This is a genomic window from Bradyrhizobium arachidis, from assembly GCF_024758505.1.
Classification (GTDB): domain Bacteria; phylum Pseudomonadota; class Alphaproteobacteria; order Rhizobiales; family Xanthobacteraceae; genus Bradyrhizobium; species Bradyrhizobium manausense_C.
The window spans coordinates 1,336,214-1,353,830 of the sequence record NZ_CP077970.1 but is presented as its reverse complement, the minus strand read 5'-3'; the positions used below and the strand labels follow the sequence as shown (position 1 = coordinate 1,353,830).

Genomic DNA, 17,617 nt, shown 5'->3' with positions numbered 1-17,617 from the left:
ATGTCGAGCTTTCTCATCAAGTACGCGAGCGACCCAAACTTCGTGCTCGGAGTGGAGGAGAAGCATGAAAATGCCCGTGTTGTACTTCGCAAGGTGACCTCCAGCCTTAAATATATCCTTTGGGACATCAACTTTGACAATGGTGCCATCAGGTTGAATTCGGGAGGACAACTAGCAGTCGCGCCAAAGGACGGCAAAATTGCACAAGAGGTTCCGCTCTTGCTCAAGTTCTACAACGCTTCAGATGCTACCCAACATTGGGAAATTTCCGGCAACACAGGCCTTATTCTCGCCGCGCTAAACGAGCGGTTCTGCATTGACAACCACGGGGGTGTGAAGAAAGAAGGCAACACAATTCAGTTGTATCCGAAACACGGCGGAGACAATCAGCAGTGGCAACTTGTCGCCCTATCTGACCTTAAGGTTACTCTGGAATCAGCGGCTGGCGCGTAAACTCGTCTCAACTGAAGAGGTGGCTGTCGCGTGCGGCGGCGCTTGCTGCGCACGCCGGCAGTTCGTTACAAGTGACGCGAGGAGTAGCCCAGCCGCGCAGAAAGGCGCGGTATTTGTCCCTAACGACGCAGCGCCACCTTTTCACGTACAGTAGCACGCAATTGCGGACGTAGCCAACCTACTCTAGGCGCGATCACAGCTTCGAGAAAGGCCGAGGCCCTTCCCATTTCTTTTCTTGTTCGGAATTCCTGGCGCCCAAGTCGATGCGGCGGTGATTCTGAAGCGAGATCTCTCGCTCGCACAGCAGAATCAGCGTCTCACGCCCGAGAGGCGCTAAATGGTTGCCGCCCTACAAGCTTTGGCAGGCGCCGCAACTGTTTCAAAAGTGAAGTCGCACCCGAACAACTCGAAGAGCTTCGACGCACATGTGCAAGTCGAGGAGCGCGCCGATCGCGGCAGACCGTGCCGCGTCTGGCGCGCTCCGCCTCTCACCCGTTTTTCAGTGCTCGGTCAATGAGCATCCGAACGCGTCGAACTGCGAGGAGTCCAAGCCTCGTTTGGACCGTCCCGGACTTTACTTTATTGTCGAACGAGAATGAGTAATTCCAGCGGTCGATGCTTTCGCGTTCGAGGGTGTAAGAGACGCCGCGGTGAAAACCGCTATGGCTGGTTGATAAACTTGCGTCAGGCATGCGCAGAGCCGAAAATACAATCGAGCGAGAACTCGCCGCAGAATACTCAGTAAACGAACTCACGCCCAGCTCGCATCACCACGGCCGCAGCCCCGGCTTGTCTGCATTAGGGCCTCAGAGGCGGGGCCATCGACTTGATGTGCTTGTGCCCGTTGTGCGCGGGCCACACCACATCAACCCTGCGGCCGTTTTCTTCGACATAGAACTCTCATTCGTCGCTTTCGATATCCTTGATAGGTTGATCGATGGATCGCTCCACGGCGTTCCGTCGGGGTTTAGTCCGCCGACATGTGTGATTCTTTCGTGAGGGTTCTTTCTGTTCGTCTTGTTGGTGCAACGAATGCGTGCGCGGTTGACCATTCGAGTCTGTCCTAAATCTGCCAGCAGCTTAGACGACGGCAGTCGATCATGGCGGCCACCAATCCTGGTAGGTGCCCTGGAGTCCTTCTCCGCGATACAATTTGGCAGCCCCCGAGGATTACGCACCACCCCGGGAGGCGGGGTGGTCAGCCTTGCTAATCCAAGGGCGAAGGCCGGCCATCGACGTTTGCGCCGTGTGGGTAGGACAATGCTTTCATGGTCCATCCGCTGGAGCGAGCGCGGGGCGCTTACGATAGTCACCTTGAACGCGCCCATTGGCTGGCAGACAGCGGATACAGGCAACTGCTTCGCCCGGCATAGCACGGCGCCTGAGATAGTGCGGCAAGGCAGAATTAACCGGTGCCTCGATGAGGCGACCTGACCGCAACACGCTGTGTCAGGGTCGATGTTCAGAAGGATCTTGGAGACCTCACGCCAGTCAGCGCCCTCCCGATCCACGTCTAGCATGCGCCAATACGTGGTGATGTTCTCCACGACGCAGTCGCTGAGCTTTTCTCCGGATGGGCCTGGTCGGCTAGCTCGGTCGGCATTTGCATTCCATGTGAGGCAGCAGGCGGCTTCACGCTCGCGTAGACAGCGCGCTCACCGTCGTGAGATGGAGGCCTCGGTTAAAGGCATGCAACTTGGCGGATATAAGAGTTGGCTGCAATTCAACGGCTACTCTGAATTTTCCGATCAAGATGATTTCGAATGGGTACCGAAAACAGAGAACGATCTTTACCTGAAGGTGTCCAGGGTCGGACGCAAGAGACCATTGTGGATTCTGCGCTTCCTGTTTCTCATCGAACATGTGCCAGCGCGCATACCGGTCGCGCCGTGTGCAGCCTAGAGTAATCTCGCCTGATCGAGGCAGTCTGAGAATGTTGGTAATCGCACACGATTGTCCGCTTTGCGCCCACAGTCGTCGACTGGACGCTCACCATCCACTATGCAGGAACGGCATTTCCGATCCGGCACGCCGGTTGCTCTGTTCTCGGCACCATCACTAACCAGCGCACAGATTGGGCGCGGCGGCAAAGGAAGTGATCGTATGGCAACAGGTACTGTGAAGTGGTTTAATGATAAAAAGGGGTTCGGATTTATCGCTCCAGATGACGGCGGAAACGACGTCTTCGTCCACATCAGCGCCGTAGAACGCGCTGGCCTCTCCGGTCTGGCAGAAGGTCAAAAGGTTTCTTACGAAGTCAAGGTCGACGCCAAGCGTCGCAAAGGCTGCGCAGAGAATCTGCGAGTCTGATCGCGTCTGCTGGTGATCGATCTCCCGCAAAAGTCGCTAAGGCGAACGGGCTGCGTCTTTCAGAGACGACGCGGCGAATTACGAGCTCTTAAGTGATGCAAGTCTTGGTTCGCGACAACAACGTCGAGCAAGCACTTCGAATTCTGAGAAAGAAAATGACAACGCGAAGGCATGTTCAGAGAAATGAAGCGGGCAATACGGGAAGGCGCCGCTCGTAGGTCGAGCCGGACCGCGTGAGGATAACCCAAGCCACCCGCGCATTCTTTGCGGCTAGGACCACGGTGACCTTGTTGCCATGCATGCGCGGCCCCATGGCCGGGTTGAATGTGCTTTCACTACGCCAGCAAACCTACCTTTAGAGATAGGCTGACGGCCAGGCGGACACATTAGCGAAACGCACCATTCTTGACCGAACTGGGCCAATTCAGACTGTTGAAATACGTCGGTTGGCAAATATTCAAGCTTGCAGTGAACCAGCTCACACCCCGTCAGGACTACCGCCATCGAATCAAGCATTTGTCGGCAATTGAAAGCTTCACCGGACGGTTACGTAGCTGGCGATGCAACGACCTTAGCAATGGGCGCAACTTGTGCCGCCCTCTCCGTCAGCTTGCCGTCAGCTTGCGCGATCATGATGGCGTCATCCGAAGGGCCGCAGTGGCATATCATCCGGCGAGAGTATGTCACTTTACTGGATGGGCACCTTCGGACTCGCACACGAATGGAGCCTCTTCGGTCATCGTCGATAATGCGACACTAGCCCCACCACCCACCCAGTAGTAGCAACGTTTTCGGTTCGGCACACTGCTTGCTTTATTCCTGTCTCCACCATGGGCAACCCCAACAACTTCGATGTCAGAGTTGTCGCCGAATGTTCGCTTCAACGTCGTCAACTGCGATTCGATTGATGCGACCTGCCGAGCGGGGCTTGCGGCAACCTTCTTGGGAAGGGACCTTTCATAGACTTGCGCGCGGACGGAACGACCGGCGCCAAAACTCGCCGCCAAAGAAGTCCTCGAACAAGCGATCCACGTCGTTGCGCAATGCCTCGAACGGACGTCATGCTTCGCGAACGAAGAGCAGTCAACCGTGTATAACGTTCACTCTGAAATCACCCGGATGTTGTAGGCTCTCGGCTACGGCAAACAGCATGATCGTCCCACAAAGAGTTCGCTGGGGTCCCGTTGATGGACGCCCGGCAGGCATCCGCGTATTAGATGAGGACGAGGCTGAGGTTGACTTCATAGCTTGGTCTGCCTTGGAGCGCGAACTCAACCAGCGACTCATGCCGCAGCTGTTCTCCTACACACCAGCCTTTAGATTTGAGATGCGCGATCACCACGGCAAAACGGATGGGCTCGTGCAGCTTGTCAATGATCAGGGCGATCGGTTTTGCGATGTGTGGTTTGGCGTCAATCCTGGCGACGGCTGGGCCTTTGATGGATTAGTGCAATTTGGAGACCCCGATGCCGATCCGCTCGTTTGGCAAAGTTACCAACGCTACTCGGATGGCACCTATCGGCGGCTGCCTTCATTTGCGTCCAGCCTCGATCAGTTCAAGCAAGCGACTAAGGGGTCATGACAATCAGCCCCATGCTATACTTCCGATATGACTAAGAAGGAGTCCGATTTCGACAAGCTTGCCCGACTTATCAAAGAAGAGGGCGAGGATATTCGGGCAGAGATTCGTAACGAGATCGGCGGACTGGAGAAGAAGGTCGATGCCGGCTTCGCGCGCATTGATCGCGAACTTTGTGAAATACTTTCCGAATTGAGAACGCTTCGTCATGACCTCGATGATCTTCGAAGAGAAGTCGAGAACATTTCCGGCTACCGCAAGGAGATTGACCACGCACTCGAGAGAATCGCGGCGATAGAAAAACATCTCGGAATTGGCAAGAAGTTGGTTGCCTAGGCCCGATCCTCATCAAAGCCAGTCGTACCTCCGGCTCGCTCGGCTGAGCGTCGATAAGATCCTGGCAACACTGAAGCGTCAATGAATGCGAGGGGATATATCCAGCGTGGCATAATCCCCAGTCTATGAATCATGAGCGGCCTCGAGACGATACCGGCATGCACCCTCTGGCCACAGGGTCTCACCCGACCGCATCGAAGGACGTCGACGCATATACAAGGAGGTCTCGGGAGAAGAGGTCACGAGAGCGGAGGCGAGTGAAATGGCACATCGTCTCCTCGCACTCTATCGTCTCTCTTTCCCAACCTTTGCTCAGCGAACACCAGAAGCTTCCTCCTTCGCCCCCCCATGTCCGCCTCGAAGCGCTCACGAAGAACTCTGATATTGTGCAAAATGTGCTGGCCGTCTTCGGTTTGCAGGTCACGCAGCATTTCTTGTGCCCACTGGGCACCTTTACCTTGCAAAGTTCGAACGTCCTCGTTGAACTCGCAGCCTGGAATTCATGAAGTCTTCATGAGCTGCTCTGGCTCGAAGTGTCACCGAAGAAGTTTGATGCTGTGCTCAACGCAGCGGTTGTATAGTTGATTCGACCTATTCTGGGCACTAAATCGACAGCGCCTCAACGGGGCAATCGCAGTTCTGGAAATTCGCTTCGACAAGCTAGAATTCGTTCTAAGATAACATCCGTATCCGCGTGCGACCCCAGCGTGAGGTAGCAGTTCGCGTTGTCGTGCCTCTTATAGACGATCCATTCTCCGGTAAGCTTACGTGATTGGCTTCTTCGCTCGAGGCCCGAGATGCTCGCCGTATGCAAGAGATAGTTGATTTTTCGCTCGTCGGGGATCTCGACTCTCGTCTGCACCTTTTTGATCAGAGCTTCACAGCGATGTGAGTTCATAAAGTTCTGAATATTTTTCAGAATAGAGCCCGGCTGGAAATAGTGTTTGTGCATCAAACCACTGAGCACTCCCGCCAGCGGTTGGGCATCCTTTGTCCCTGTTGGTCGTGCGTGAACGGCTCCCTCAAGTGAGGCAATCTCATTGTAGATTAGGAACACATGGCCCGATCGCTGCTCCATCATCTCAGCGAGTTGGCGCATAAACGTCAATGAGTAGCGACCACGAACCATTTGAAGATCAAGCCAACCTCGAACCTCTTCCTCGTACTCCGCCCTGCCCAAGCTATGTCCTATATTGCCAATATCGAATCCAACTAACAAACCAATCCACGTGGCCCCACAGGTTGCGGGCTGCAAACACTTACGTCCTGAATATAATAATGGAGAAAGCTGTCAGGGCAAAGACAGCGACCTTACTCACGTCACTCGCCGACGGTCCTGAAGCCCGAAGGATAGTACACCGCAGAGCAAATGCAACTACACACTGCATATGCAGGATACACGATCAACTGCGCGGGCGACACTAGTGCGAGTGGTATCGTCGTCATCACTGAATTTCTGTCTTGACCACCCAAATCAGGTAGGCGCGCTACGAGCGCTTTTGGCGCTCGAATTTTGCCGGTCCCTCGAGCCTGACGACACCCCAGGGAAGCGAGCGAGGTGGTCAGTTTTGGGATGGTAAGGCTGGCCACCAAAGTTAGCGGGGCGTGGGACTGCGTTTGTTCGCGACAAGCCAAGCGCCGAGTCACGTCGCGCTAACTCTCCGGCAGCGCGGGCGCGGTAGGGACAGGATCGCAACGACGCCGAGTCGCGCTCGCGCTGCTTCCAGTTTGCGCGAGCGCCGGGGTTTTGGGCTAGCCGTCTCAGCATCGAACGCTGAAGTTATCGCAAGTACCCGCGAAGGCGTCTTTTTAATTTTGCATCTTCAAAGCAAAAGCGCGTGCCGACGTCTGCACGATCGATCCACCAATCGACCTTATGCCCTTTTGCAATTCGGGAAGCTTCTCCGCGCAGTAGATCGAGCCGTCTTCCGGCTGCGTGGACGATATCAGGCCATTTCCCTTTGGCATAAGCGCGAATCCTGCCAGTCTCCAGTCGCGCACCCGAAAGGGAGCCCCCAGCACAGACAGCATGCCGAGGCGAGACGCTGGACTGCCGCGAGCCAGAGATCAAGCCACGCCTCGATCAGGACGGTTGTGCAGATGCAGAGCAGCATCACGCACCGGTCAAGTTCACAGCGCATGACAGTAATCGGCGGTAGGATATTCGTTCGCGCTTTGAGGTAGAATCCAAGCACACTCGAGAAAACGGCAGGTGCCAATCGCGCATAAGAAAATCTCACGTCTGAAACAACGAGCAAATTGCTATCGTAACCAACGGCTGTCCACCGGAAAATGAGCAGCTTCCGACAGCATTATGCAACCGCAGCAAATGTCGCGATGGGCCAGAAGCGACCTCACCAACAGGGCGATTCTAGCGCAAAATGTACCTTCTATCTTGGCTCCACGAGGGTTGAATACTGGCCCGTGTTTTGGAATGCCACCCCGATGAAGTCTCCTTGTTGCCAGATGAGGCGACAAGGGTAGGTGGTGCGAAACTCATCGAAGGAAAGCGAAAACTCGGTCGGCAGAAGCGTGAGTCCATTAAGCTGAATGCCAGCGCCTCTATTTAAGAGATCACGTACCAGGCAGGGCTCGGAGGTGATGTGTCCCGGCATTGAGAGAAAAACATCTCGCCACAGCGACTGCCTTTCAATCGACCGCCTGGACCAATTCTTTCCTTCCCATTGACGGACCTTTTCTTGCAACTTCTTTAGCTCTCGGTACTGGCGCTCCAGACTCACGCTCTCCTCCGCTTTGTTGGCGCTTCCCACAGGTTCCGAAATGCAACAACCGCCGCGATAGTATACTAGAGCAATCCTGAGGTTGAGGGAATTCCGGACAACTACCGTTCGTGACCTATCCCAATTTGGCAGGGTCCTACTTAGAACAGCGTCGAAGCCCGACGAAGTCATCTAGCTAGTCCGGTGGTCGTTTACTGCGCGAACGCGGGTGATCAGAACCCATATTGACTCCACATGATCACGCCCATCCCGCGTTAGCTAAAGGAGAGGCGTACGAGGGAATGAAGACTGCTCCCACCCGCGCGCCGCCGGAAGATCGGTCTGCTTGCGCGTTAAGAATCTCTTAACCATGACGGCCTACCTTTAGCGATCTGCGCACACTGCCCGGTACGCTCCCAGGAGGACAGCCGATGCCAACTGAGAGGCTGACCTATTTCGCACTTGCTGCCCGCCTGAAAATCTTGCCAGGGCCCGCTCGTTCGCTTGCCAAGCGGCGTCAGTTGCCGCGCTCACTTTCAGACGATGGCAACGCGTTGGTGTGCGTTGATCTCGCCGAAATGCGGCTAAGCCACGGCGAACCGGTGGTCGACAGCCAAACAACGCCCTGCGAGCGGATCTGGCGTTGCAGGCAGGGATCGCGCGGCTCGAGGCGACGGCAGCTGGTCATCGGGCGATCTCGAGCGCGAGCGCCTAATGGCTGAAGTGCTACGGGCGACTGCTGAGGCTTCGGCGGCCAAGGAGATGACGGCGCGGCTTGAAGGCTCTCTGCGGGCCGGTGTCCAAGCTGGTGGCTCGATCGACGGCCACGGACGAGCCGGTTCCAGACTGGGCCATCTAGCCGCGGACTTGGTCAAAGCAGATCGCAATGCTTGGAGGTAGCATTTCGAGTCATCTCATTTCCCAGCTTACCGACGCAATCGTGAGGCCGAAGATGACCAACATCACCGATGTTCGCGGGCTAAAAACGCACATTATCGTGTTCGGGGTCGGCGGCGCCGGGGGCAATGCCGTCAACAACATGATCGCGGCCGGCTTGCAGGGTGTCGATTTCGTCGTCGCCAATACAGACGCACAGGCGCTCGCGATGTCGAAGGCCAAGAGCCTCATCCAGATGGGCACCCAGGTGACTAAAGGACTCGGGGCCGGCTCGCAGCCTGACGTCGGGCGCGCCGCGGCCGAAGAGGCAATCGATGCCATCCGTGATCATTTGACCAGCGCACACATGGTGTTCGTTACCGCTGGCATGGGCGGCGGCACCGGCACCGGGGCAGCGCCTGTTATTGCCAAGACCGCGCGTGAGCTTGGCATTCTAACCATTGGTGTTGTCACAAAGCCATTCCAATTCGAGGGCCAACGCCGAATGCGCCTTGCCGAAGCCGGCATCGCGGATCTGCTGAAGACGGTGGACACCCTGCTGATCATTCCAAACCAAAACTTGTTTCGGGTGACCAACGAGAAGACCACCTTCGCCGAAGCTTTCGCCCTGGCTGACCAAGTGCTCCATTCGGGTGTGGCCTGCATCAGCGACCTTATAGTCAAGGAGGGCTTGATCAATCTCGATTTTGCCGACGTTCTCTCGATCATGCGCGAAAAGGGCAAGGCGATGATGGGCAGGGGCGAGGCTTCTGGCCCATCGCGTGTGCTCAAAGCCGCCGTAGCCGCGATTTCCAATCCACTGATCGAAGACCCCTCGATCAAGCGAGCCAGTGGCCTCATCATCTCTATCACTGGCGGCAAGGACCTGACACTGTTCGAGATCGACCAGGCCGCTAGCCGCATTCGCGAAGAGGCCGACCAGGATGCCAATATTATCATCGGCGCCACTTTTGATGAGCGGTTGGAAGGTTCGGTCCGCGTCTCGGTGGTTGGGACCGGCATTGATAATCTTGGCCCGGCGCTCCAGGCGCAACCAGCAGAAAGCTCAATTTCAAATCTCGCCGGCAGGCTGCGCAACGACAGCCCTCGCGTCTCCGACCAGATCGAGCATAGCAGCGCGGCTGCCGCCGCCATTTAAGGGGGCGTCATGCCGCCGACGGCCCGCTACCCCGAAGGGGGATCGGCAACGCCGATTTGGAATATGAAGGCAGCGCGGATGATTGGACCGCACAGCAAAACGGAATGGGACACGTCAAGGCTTTTGGCCACGGGACGGGCCTATCTTGATAACGATGATCTGTCTTTCAAGGAAATCGCTTCGCGGTACGCAAAGCCGACCCGTGATGCAAAGCCGGCCTGCAACGATACGCCAGCCCGGAGGCGGCGCGTCGCGCAGCCGTGCTGGCAGCGTCAGCCGAGACGATGCGCGGTTGCGCAGTGTCAACAATTAAAGGGTACGAGGCTAGCTTACGGGCGAAAAGGCTGGCAAGAGATGCAATCTCAGCGGGTGGGGTTACATACCCCAAATTGCGGTGGTCCTGCATGCTTTTCTCCTTCGAAACCAAGGGAGCAGCAATTAAGCCGGCGATCGTGCCTGCGACACGAGCGAACTGCGGCGCAGGCCGAAGCTGATTCCGATCCAGCTCGCACCTGCCATAATTAGATCGAGGCTGAGAAACAGGCCCAGAATGTAGACGCTGTTGATCGGCCAACGTGCTAAGATCAGCAATCCAACCAGCAGGGTGATGACGCCGGATATCGCCGGCCATAACCGGGCCGTTGCGCGCTTCATGCTGAATGCCAGGATCAGGCGCGCGATGCCAGCGGCGACCAGCGATGCGCCGAGCACCACTGTAAGCAGCGCAGCGGCGAGCGCAGTATTTTCAAATGTCACAAAGCCGGCAACGATGTAGAGCGCCCCCAAAAGAGCGCACAGCAAGAACTTGCCCCAGGTCTTAACCTGGAAGGCACTAATCACTTCGGCGATGCCGGCGATGATCATCATCGCGCCAACTAGTAGCACACTCGCTACGGTCGCGAGCGCGACGCTGCCGAGCGCCACGAAACCAGTGCTCAGATAAACTGCGCCGAGGGCGAACATCCAGCCCCACTTCGATAGTGAAGCGATGTCCGGACCGGGTCGAAAATGGCGCAGGATATCAGAAGAATTTGTCATGATGGCGCTCCGATGCGAAAGCTGCGCCGCCGCATGGCGCACCTACGAGATTCTCGCCCTGCCTTGTCGCGACCAGCCATAAGATCGCAGGGCCGAGCTTGCAGGTCGCCTCAAGCAGCCGGCTCGGCGCGCGCCAAGCTCGCCCTGCACTCGGTACTCACCGCCGACGCCCACGAGGTAGGTCACTAACGATCCCGCCGAGACATTCCTAACGCGACGCCAACCGCACTCCAAACCGCCGTTGTTAGACCTTTACTCGCGTCGGATCATCTCCGGAAAGACCGGTGAGCGCACCTACTAGGATTGGTTGGGCGGCAAGGGAATGGACTGCTGCGGGCCGAACTGCTTATGGTTGTCGCGTCTGCAATTGCCTGAGAGAAGAACATAGAGCCTGACGAGCTTGCAAAGCGCTATGCCGAGAATAACTAAGGCCAAGGCCAAGGAGATGGCTGCCCCACTTGCGAGGAAGAAGCGGCCAGCACCGCAAGTGCGCAGAACTCTCCGGGAGTTCATGTTCTTTTACATGCACGAACTTCAGCCTGATCTATGAACAGGTGTATGGCAGGCGATCACTCGGCTCGAGGCAACTGAAATGACCTACCGTCTTCTGACCCCGATTCAGAATCGCCGTGATGCATCCCATGGTATGCTGACCTTCTTCGGTCTTAGACCAGCTCCATATGGCTTTTGCCAATCTGTTCAAAGTTCGTCTCGGAGTTCGAACGTCGTCGACTCCCAGCCGAGTGTTACTTGTTCGCGCTTAGTGCGAAAAGCTAAAAAGGCCGCGCGGCTGAGTCATAGTTTTCCGATTTGGCATAAGCTCTATTTGTGCATTCGAATCAGCAGCCAATAGATTCCGATGTATGTCGCGGACCACGTCAACTCTTTCGATCTCGCTGCCACCGAGATGCTCACCGAGCTTGAGCAGGTGAGAGTGCAGCAGCGCCGGACGCGCTCCGAACTGATCCGGGAAGCTCTGCGCGTGTACTTGAACCGTCACTATGAAGCGGCCACTGCTCTGGGTGGAGAGGCTGAAGCATCCTCAACTGGAGCAACGATTGGAGCGTCATCCGTTGTCTTGGCCGCGGCTTTCTTGCGCGTAGCTGCTCGCTGTAGACGCCGTATACTTTGTAGGGCGGCATTCGCTTCGTCACCCTCGATCAAGTCGCGCTTAATGACTTCTTCCTGAAGCAATAACCTTAGATATTGGACTTCAACCTTAACACCGGAGCTCATTCGGCGAATCTCACGTCGCAAGACTTCCAAGATAAAATCGGTCTGCAATACCGCCGCTACAGTGAACTTGTTCGTCACCTGCTTATTCAGAAGGAACTCTGCCATCGTGCCCTTGGAAAATCCCTCGCGACTCAGATTGCCGAAACACTCAAGAGCTTCTGGGCTTTTCGCGCTGGCTTCGATCGCGTCCAGCTCGCAAACGAGGATCTTTTCGATCGGCTGCCCGAAGTGAACCTTGTAGATTCGCCAATTAACGCCATTTGTGAGTACAACCCACTCGATTCCCTCATTGGCGGCATAGTCTATGGCTTGTTTGACGTGAGCGTCCTTGAGTTCGATTCCGACCGCTTTGACCTCAATGAGGAATCTAATCTCTTCGTCGACCTTGACGGCTAAGTCGACGTACGTGCCGCGTATTGAATACTGACTGGTGACATGAAGATATTTGTCATAGCCGCAGATCTCGGAAAGCATATCGTTGATCACCGTGACCGTGTCGGCTTCGCTGACGTCGCGCTTTTGCAGGCTCGATAAGATACCTTGATATCTCTTCAGCTGGGTTGTAATCCGCGCTGCTACTTTCCCAGACAGCTTTGCCATGATTCGTCTCCTAGTTATATCCTGAGTGTCGTGCAACTTACTGGTGAACACAACTCTCATTCAGAAATTTTTGGGCGTGGACTCATAACGCGCGGCCAGCCATAGCCGGATAGATGCGAGTTGGACGAAGGCGAGGTAGTTTCCCGCAAGTCTGTCGTAGCGCGTCGCCACACGACGACATTGTTTGATCCTGTTGAAGAACCGTTCGACCTGGTTGCGACCGCGATAAAGGTACGGGCTGAAACAGATCGGAACGCCGCGATTGCTTTTCGGGGGGATGTTGGCCCGCCCCCCTTTTTCATGTCAGCTCTCTTATCCAGTCGGCGTCATAGCCACGGTCGGCAAGCAGCATTGACCCGGGCTTCAGGCGAAAGAGCAGTTTTCCGGCAAGTCGAACGTCGTGGGCCTCGCCGGGGCTCAACGCCAACCGTACCGGCAAACCATTGCTATCGACCACCGCGTGGATCTTACTCGTCAAGCCGCCGCGTGACCTTCCGATCGATTGGCGCCGATTCCTAGTGATGCAGGCTCCACGCTGATGCATGCGGACAATCGAGGTGTCGATCATTTGGACAGCGGCATCGTGGGCAGCAGCAAGTGCGTCTATGATGCGGCCCCAGACACCAGCCCGCCGCCAACGGACGAAGCGGTTGTGTGGTGTACGGACCAAACATCTCGGGCAGATCACGCCAAGGTGCTCCAGAGCGCAAGACCCAGAAGATGCCATTGAGAACACGACGGTCGTTAACCCGAGGAACGCCACGCGGCTTGTTCGGCAGCATGGGCTTGATGGCAATCCATTCATAATCGGCGAGTTCGTAGCGCATGATTCGAGCCCCAGTTTGGAAGCTTGAATCACAGAGGTCTGGCCAGACGCAACGCTTCCGGGCAGTCCCCGGTTGGACGCTTACGGGGTAGAAGCGGACATCAGCCAGCCGACAATCTCCGCTGAAACCGTCGAAAATGACCCACGAGAGACATCACCCGGACGAGGCACGAGCCGCGGAGAGATCCGCGATCCCTTGTTATCCGACGCCGATCGAGTTTATCGAGGAGGCTCGCCCTTCTCCCCGAAGAGTTCTCCGGTCTCCATCCAGTGGTCCCTCAACCTCGAGCGGACCTTGCGCCATCTTTAAACGCTCGGGCTTGGCCGTGGGATGTCCGCGAGTGGCTCAATGTCTGGACCGGCCGGCGTTGGACGACGCATAGCGCGGTATATCGTTAGTGGCATGGCCTTGATTTGGTTGTGAGTTCCACGCTCGCTCTTGATGCGATTCACGACGGGGAGTGGTAGGTCATCGATCGGTAGGCTCAATTTTTTCGACGACACGTGCGTTTCATGTAGTTGCTTATCCGGGATGCGCAGGAGATGTACGTCCTTGCTCTGGTCACCCAGAAAGGCGGAAGCGGCAAGAGCACGCTGGCCGTCGGACTTGCAGTCGCGGCAATGGAGAACGGGGAGCGCGTCGCATTTGTCGAGGCTGATCCACAGGGCACGATTTCAAAATGGAAGGAGCGGCGCGGCAATCCCTTTCCGCGGGTCGTTCGGGTCGCCGATTCTGCCGAGATAGAAAGGGCGCTGGTCCGCCTCGAAGCTGAGGGGATCTGGCTTGCGATCATCGATACTGCCGCCACGAACAATGCGCTGGCCGCGCACGCCATCACGAAGGCCGATCTTTGCCTGATCCCGACGCGTCCGAGTCCCGCCGACATCGAAGCTGCAATACCGACGCTGGTTGCTATTCGTAGGTTCAATCGCCGATTTGCGTTCGTCCTCAATCAGACCCCGCCGCGGGGCTGCCGTTTGAGCGAAGCTGCAACTTCGCTCAATTCGCTCGGCGTGCTAGCGCTTCCTTACGTCGGACAGCGCAACGACCACCAGGACGCGCTGGGGACTGGATTGGGCGTGACCGAGTTTGCACAAGAGGGAAGAGCCTCGGAGGAAGTTCGTGAGCTGTGGCGCTGGGTCTTGAAAAAGCTTGTCGAGGGATCGTTAGATCATGAGCCACACGCAAAAAAGGCGGCGTGCTAGCCAAACGCGTTGTGCGCGACGCTCGCTCGTGGAGCTTACCGCGGCGGCGAGCCGAGCCGTTGACGATGGCCTGTTTGTGTTGTCCAGCGGGATTGCTGCTTCCAATCCGCGATCGGATCACACAGGCGAGAAGACGTCTGATCAAACAATCCTTGCAAGGCAAGCGATGGCTCCGAGTCCCGTTGCGGTGCTTGAATCTCGGAATGCGGCCGCGCCGCGCAAGGACGAACTCCTAGATTCCGATACTACCACCGAGATGATGGTGAAGATTGCCGAGGATTATCAAAACAGAGCTTTTGAAAACATCAAACCCAGCCTGAATACTGCGTTGGACCATGCAAAGGACCCCGTAGAGACACGGGTGGGAGGCGAAGCGGCGTCGAAAGAGATCGGCGGCTCCAATCTTGAAAGCAATTTTATGACCGTTCTCAAAGGAGCCGCAACGGAGTTCCGCGCGGTGCAGAAGGAACCAGCCGACAGCGCAGGGCAGCCGCAACCGCGATACATGCGGCGGCTCACTGATGAGGCGGTCAGATTGCTGGACGATCTTCGGAGCGGCAAGCTGGAGAATCAGGCGAACTTCATCCTGAGCGAATGCTTCAGAGAAGCCGCCAGCGCGTTCTCTATGATCAATCAGCAGCTCAAGCGCGACGGCTATGCCGCGAGCATTGATCCATCAATCTTCATCTGGCTTGCCAATATCACCGAACCGGAGACGCGCGACACCGGGACCATGCGGCTAGAGATCGTACCCAACCACCGAGGTCGTCCGAGCACGTACGCGCGCCAGGTCGCTCAATTCATCTGGCACCTTGTCGAGGGGCAGGGCTGCCGGCGACAGGCCGCATATCGGGGGGCGCTCACGAAGTTCACCGTAAGCGCGAGTTTCGCCGAGAAGGCCTATGCCTTTTGGGAGCCGATCTTCAAACGGGCGGGACCGCACGTGAAGATGCTGACCCGCATTTCAGGTCCAGAAATGTAAAGCTAGGCGAACTCGTGTCAACTCGGCAGCGCGTACGAAGTGATCGAATATTGTTTGCTTTGCTGCGATGCATAAGTCCGGACCCATCGCTACATACTGCGCTGCCGCCGCGACGAGCATCCATACGGTCGATTGGGCATTTACTCTAAATCCCGGCCCAGTGATGGACGCTCGGCGTCCGCCTCGCGATCGAGCATCCGAATGGTTCGGGTGCCCGCAGCGAGGAGGACACGATGTCCAATATTGCTCTTTCCCAAAAAGCTCAAAAGCTGATGACGCTTTGCGACCAGCGAGGCTTCCAAGACCTTGACGATCTTCTGCTGGCAGCTCTCCTCAATGGCGCGAGCCCCGCGATCTGCATGAGTGAAGGGTGCAACCACACCGCCGACATGGAGCCCGACCAGGACCAGGGCTTCTGCGAAGCGTGTGGTGGTCCGCCTCGTCGCACACAACACGCATCGCACGCCGGACAAGCGGCCAATCACTGCCGGTCGAACATCGCCAATCAATGCCGTTTCCTACACGTGCTACGAAACGGATGCCGAGGAACGGGAGGCAATCTGTGCTGAGATTAAGTACGTCGGTTGGCAAATATTCAAGCTTGCAGTGAACCAGCTCACACCCCGTCAGGACTACCGCCATCGAATCAAGCATTTGTCGGCAATTGAAAGCTTCACTGGACGGTTACGTAGCTGGCGATGCAACGACCTTAGCAATGGGCGCAACTTGTGCCGCCCTCTCCGTCAGCTTGCCGTCAGCTTGCGCGATCATGATGGCGTCATCCGAAGGGCCGTAGTGGCATATCATCCGGCGAGAGTATGTCACTTTACTGGATGGGCACCTTCGGACTCGCACACGGCGCGCGGCCAAACTTGCTTCAAGGCAACTGCGCGCCGTGTGCGGCTTATCGCACTCACGACTCGTTTTGTCGCTAAGGCGTCGACCGCGACACTCCCGGGCACTCGGGGAGCGAAAGAAGATTGTCCGGCTGAATGCCATCCACCGTTGTCTTGATGTACTTGAGCCCATTGTGTTTTGCCACCACCACGCCAGCAGTGAGGCCGCCTTCTTCGACATAGAGCTCCCATTCTCCGCTTTCGATGTCTCGGATCGTTTGACCTACGGATTGCTTCCATTGAGTTCCGTTTGAATATACTCCGCCGACACTTCTAACCCTCTCGTGGGGGTTCATCCTGTCGGTCTTGTTGATGCAACGAATGCGTGCGAGTCTGGCCACTCTGGTCTCTCCCACATACATCCATACGGCCTGAGTGACCAGTTTAGACGTCGGCTGTGGTTTAACTGCCCACCATTACTGGTAGGTACCCGGCTTTCGTTCTCAGCGATACAACTTAGCGTGCTTGGCTTGTGGCAGGCTGACCACCGAAGCTAGTGGCGCCTGGCAGCACGCGATGATTTCGAGGGCTGCGCCTTTTCGATCTGAGCGAGCATCTCACCGAACTGTGGGAGGTTCTTTGGCGCTGAACGACTCTTCGTAAACCCCAACAACTTCGCTGTCAGAGTTGTCGCCGAATGTTCGCTTCAACGTTCGTCAAATGCGATTCGATTGACGCGACCTGCCGAGCGGGGCTTGCGGCACCCTTCTTGGGAAGGGACCTTTCATAGACTTGCGCGCGGACGGAACGACCGGCGCCAAAACTCGCCGCCAAAGAGGTCCTCGGACACCCCAAGACGGCACCACTCGCGATCGGCACGAACGTCGAGAGCGGGGATGCGGTGGACGCCGGGATGTTCAGCTCGCATGCCGCGCGGACGAAGACATTTTGGCGGACTTGCCAAGTCGTGTGGTCCTGACGTCCCGTGCTATTTTCTGCTGCCCGACCGGCAGAACTTGTTGAAGAGCAAAGTGTTTTTCTGAACGTCTGGGCGGTGGAGCCGATGGCGAGTGGCATGGCTAGGCCCCAATAGGCCCTAGATCATCAGACCTGCCCGCCATCTCGCGGACGAACGGAGCCTCTTCGGTGCTCCGTGGCCTTGAGCGTCGCCGGATTTGGTTGAATGCGCCCCAATCGCAACTGGGGCCAGAGCGCGCGATGAATGACCATCCATGCAGTCGGGTCGAAATTTAGGTCGCCCCGGTAGGCCCAGTGTTCACGTAACTGACGAAGGCCAGCACTCGACAGGTCAGGTTCTCTGCGCTTTAATGTTCGGATCGGCGTCTTTGCTTCTTGCCTGCACGTAGAAGTCTGCCGCCTTGAACCAAGGTCGGAAGCTCAACAGAATCCGCTTTACTGAATCGATCTCTGCCTTTGCATATTTGACATTCAGCTCCTCG

The 17,617-nt window shown here is 56.8% G+C and carries 14 protein-coding genes and 2 pseudogenes; 9 read left to right on the top strand and 7 right to left on the bottom strand.

From position 1 onward, the window contains the following. The 6 genes and pseudogenes from KUF59_RS06165 (at position 1) to KUF59_RS06140 (ending at position 5,184) form a co-directional block, all read left to right on the top strand. Entirely contained in the window at positions 1-453 is a 453-nt protein-coding gene (locus KUF59_RS06165) for an RICIN domain-containing protein (RefSeq protein WP_258768791.1), read from the top strand. A 2,103-nt stretch (positions 454-2,556) separates the two neighbouring features. After that, on the top strand, positions 2,557-2,763 hold the full coding sequence (locus KUF59_RS06160) for a cold-shock protein (protein WP_258768790.1): 207 nt from the start codon (positions 2,557-2,559) through the stop codon (positions 2,761-2,763). 95 nt (positions 2,764-2,858) lie between these two features. Beyond that, positions 2,859-2,952, top strand: a pseudogene (gene rpsU / locus KUF59_RS06155) (30S ribosomal protein S21); the annotation flags it as partial. 961 nt (positions 2,953-3,913) lie between these two features. After that, positions 3,914-4,345, top strand: a complete 432-nt coding sequence (locus KUF59_RS06150; RefSeq protein ID WP_258768789.1) for a hypothetical protein — start codon at positions 3,914-3,916, stop codon at positions 4,343-4,345. A gap of 27 nt (positions 4,346-4,372) precedes the next feature. Continuing rightward, complete coding sequence (locus KUF59_RS06145) at positions 4,373-4,678, top strand: hypothetical protein (RefSeq protein WP_258768788.1); 306 nt, start codon at positions 4,373-4,375, stop codon at positions 4,676-4,678. Positions 4,679-4,935: 257 nt separating this feature from the next. Further along, positions 4,936-5,184, top strand: a complete 249-nt coding sequence (locus tag KUF59_RS06140; RefSeq protein WP_258768787.1) for a hypothetical protein — start codon at positions 4,936-4,938, stop codon at positions 5,182-5,184. 113 nt (positions 5,185-5,297) lie between these two features. Here the strand turns inward: KUF59_RS06140 and KUF59_RS06135 are convergent, their stop codons facing one another. Both KUF59_RS06135 and KUF59_RS06130 read right to left on the bottom strand, forming a co-directional pair. Continuing rightward, the gene (locus KUF59_RS06135; protein WP_258768786.1) at positions 5,298-5,858 is read right to left on the bottom strand and encodes a hypothetical protein; all 561 of its coding nucleotides are present in this window, start codon (positions 5,856-5,858) and stop codon (positions 5,298-5,300) included. A gap of 1,210 nt (positions 5,859-7,068) precedes the next feature. Then, positions 7,069-7,419, bottom strand: a complete 351-nt coding sequence (locus KUF59_RS06130) for a hypothetical protein (protein WP_258768784.1) — start codon at positions 7,417-7,419, stop codon at positions 7,069-7,071. Positions 7,420-8,350: 931 nt separating this feature from the next. Here KUF59_RS06130 and ftsZ point away from each other — a divergent pair. Next, positions 8,351-9,433, top strand: coding sequence for a cell division protein FtsZ (gene ftsZ, locus KUF59_RS06125; RefSeq protein ID WP_258768783.1), 1,083 nt, complete (start codon positions 8,351-8,353; stop codon positions 9,431-9,433). A gap of 438 nt (positions 9,434-9,871) precedes the next feature. On the opposite strand, the gene KUF59_RS06120 is transcribed toward ftsZ, so the two are convergent. From KUF59_RS06120 to KUF59_RS06110, 3 genes and pseudogenes are all read right to left on the bottom strand, one after another. After that, positions 9,872-10,471, bottom strand: coding sequence for an HdeD family acid-resistance protein (locus KUF59_RS06120; RefSeq protein WP_258768781.1), 600 nt, complete (start codon positions 10,469-10,471; stop codon positions 9,872-9,874). Positions 10,472-11,470: 999 nt separating this feature from the next. Further along, entirely contained in the window at positions 11,471-12,307 is an 837-nt protein-coding gene (locus tag KUF59_RS06115; protein WP_258768779.1) for a type I restriction enzyme HsdR N-terminal domain-containing protein, read from the bottom strand. A 60-nt stretch (positions 12,308-12,367) separates the two neighbouring features. Next, positions 12,368-13,134 (bottom strand): annotated as a pseudogene (locus KUF59_RS06110) (IS5 family transposase). Positions 13,135-13,676: 542 nt separating this feature from the next. On the opposite strand from KUF59_RS06110, the gene KUF59_RS06105 reads away from it, so the two are divergent. Then, entirely contained in the window at positions 13,677-14,339 is a 663-nt protein-coding gene (locus tag KUF59_RS06105; protein ID WP_258768776.1) for a nucleotide-binding protein, read from the top strand. Then, positions 14,308-15,321 carry a hypothetical protein gene (locus tag KUF59_RS06100; protein ID WP_258768775.1) on the top strand — a complete coding sequence of 338 codons (1,014 nt, stop codon included), beginning with the start codon at positions 14,308-14,310 and terminating at the stop codon, positions 15,319-15,321. Before KUF59_RS06105 ends, KUF59_RS06100 begins: the two co-directional genes overlap by 32 nt. Positions 15,322-15,461: 140 nt before the next feature. Here KUF59_RS06100 and KUF59_RS06095 read toward each other — a convergent pair whose 3' ends face one another. Both KUF59_RS06095 and KUF59_RS06090 read right to left on the bottom strand, forming a co-directional pair. After that, positions 15,462-15,830, bottom strand: a complete 369-nt coding sequence (locus KUF59_RS06095) for a hypothetical protein (RefSeq protein WP_258768774.1) — start codon at positions 15,828-15,830, stop codon at positions 15,462-15,464. Between the two features lie 422 nt (positions 15,831-16,252). Further along, positions 16,253-16,558: a DUF3892 domain-containing protein gene (locus KUF59_RS06090; RefSeq protein WP_258768773.1), complete on the bottom strand. Its 306-nt coding sequence runs from the start codon at positions 16,556-16,558 to the stop codon at positions 16,253-16,255. Between the last annotated feature and the right edge of the window lie 1,059 nt (positions 16,559-17,617).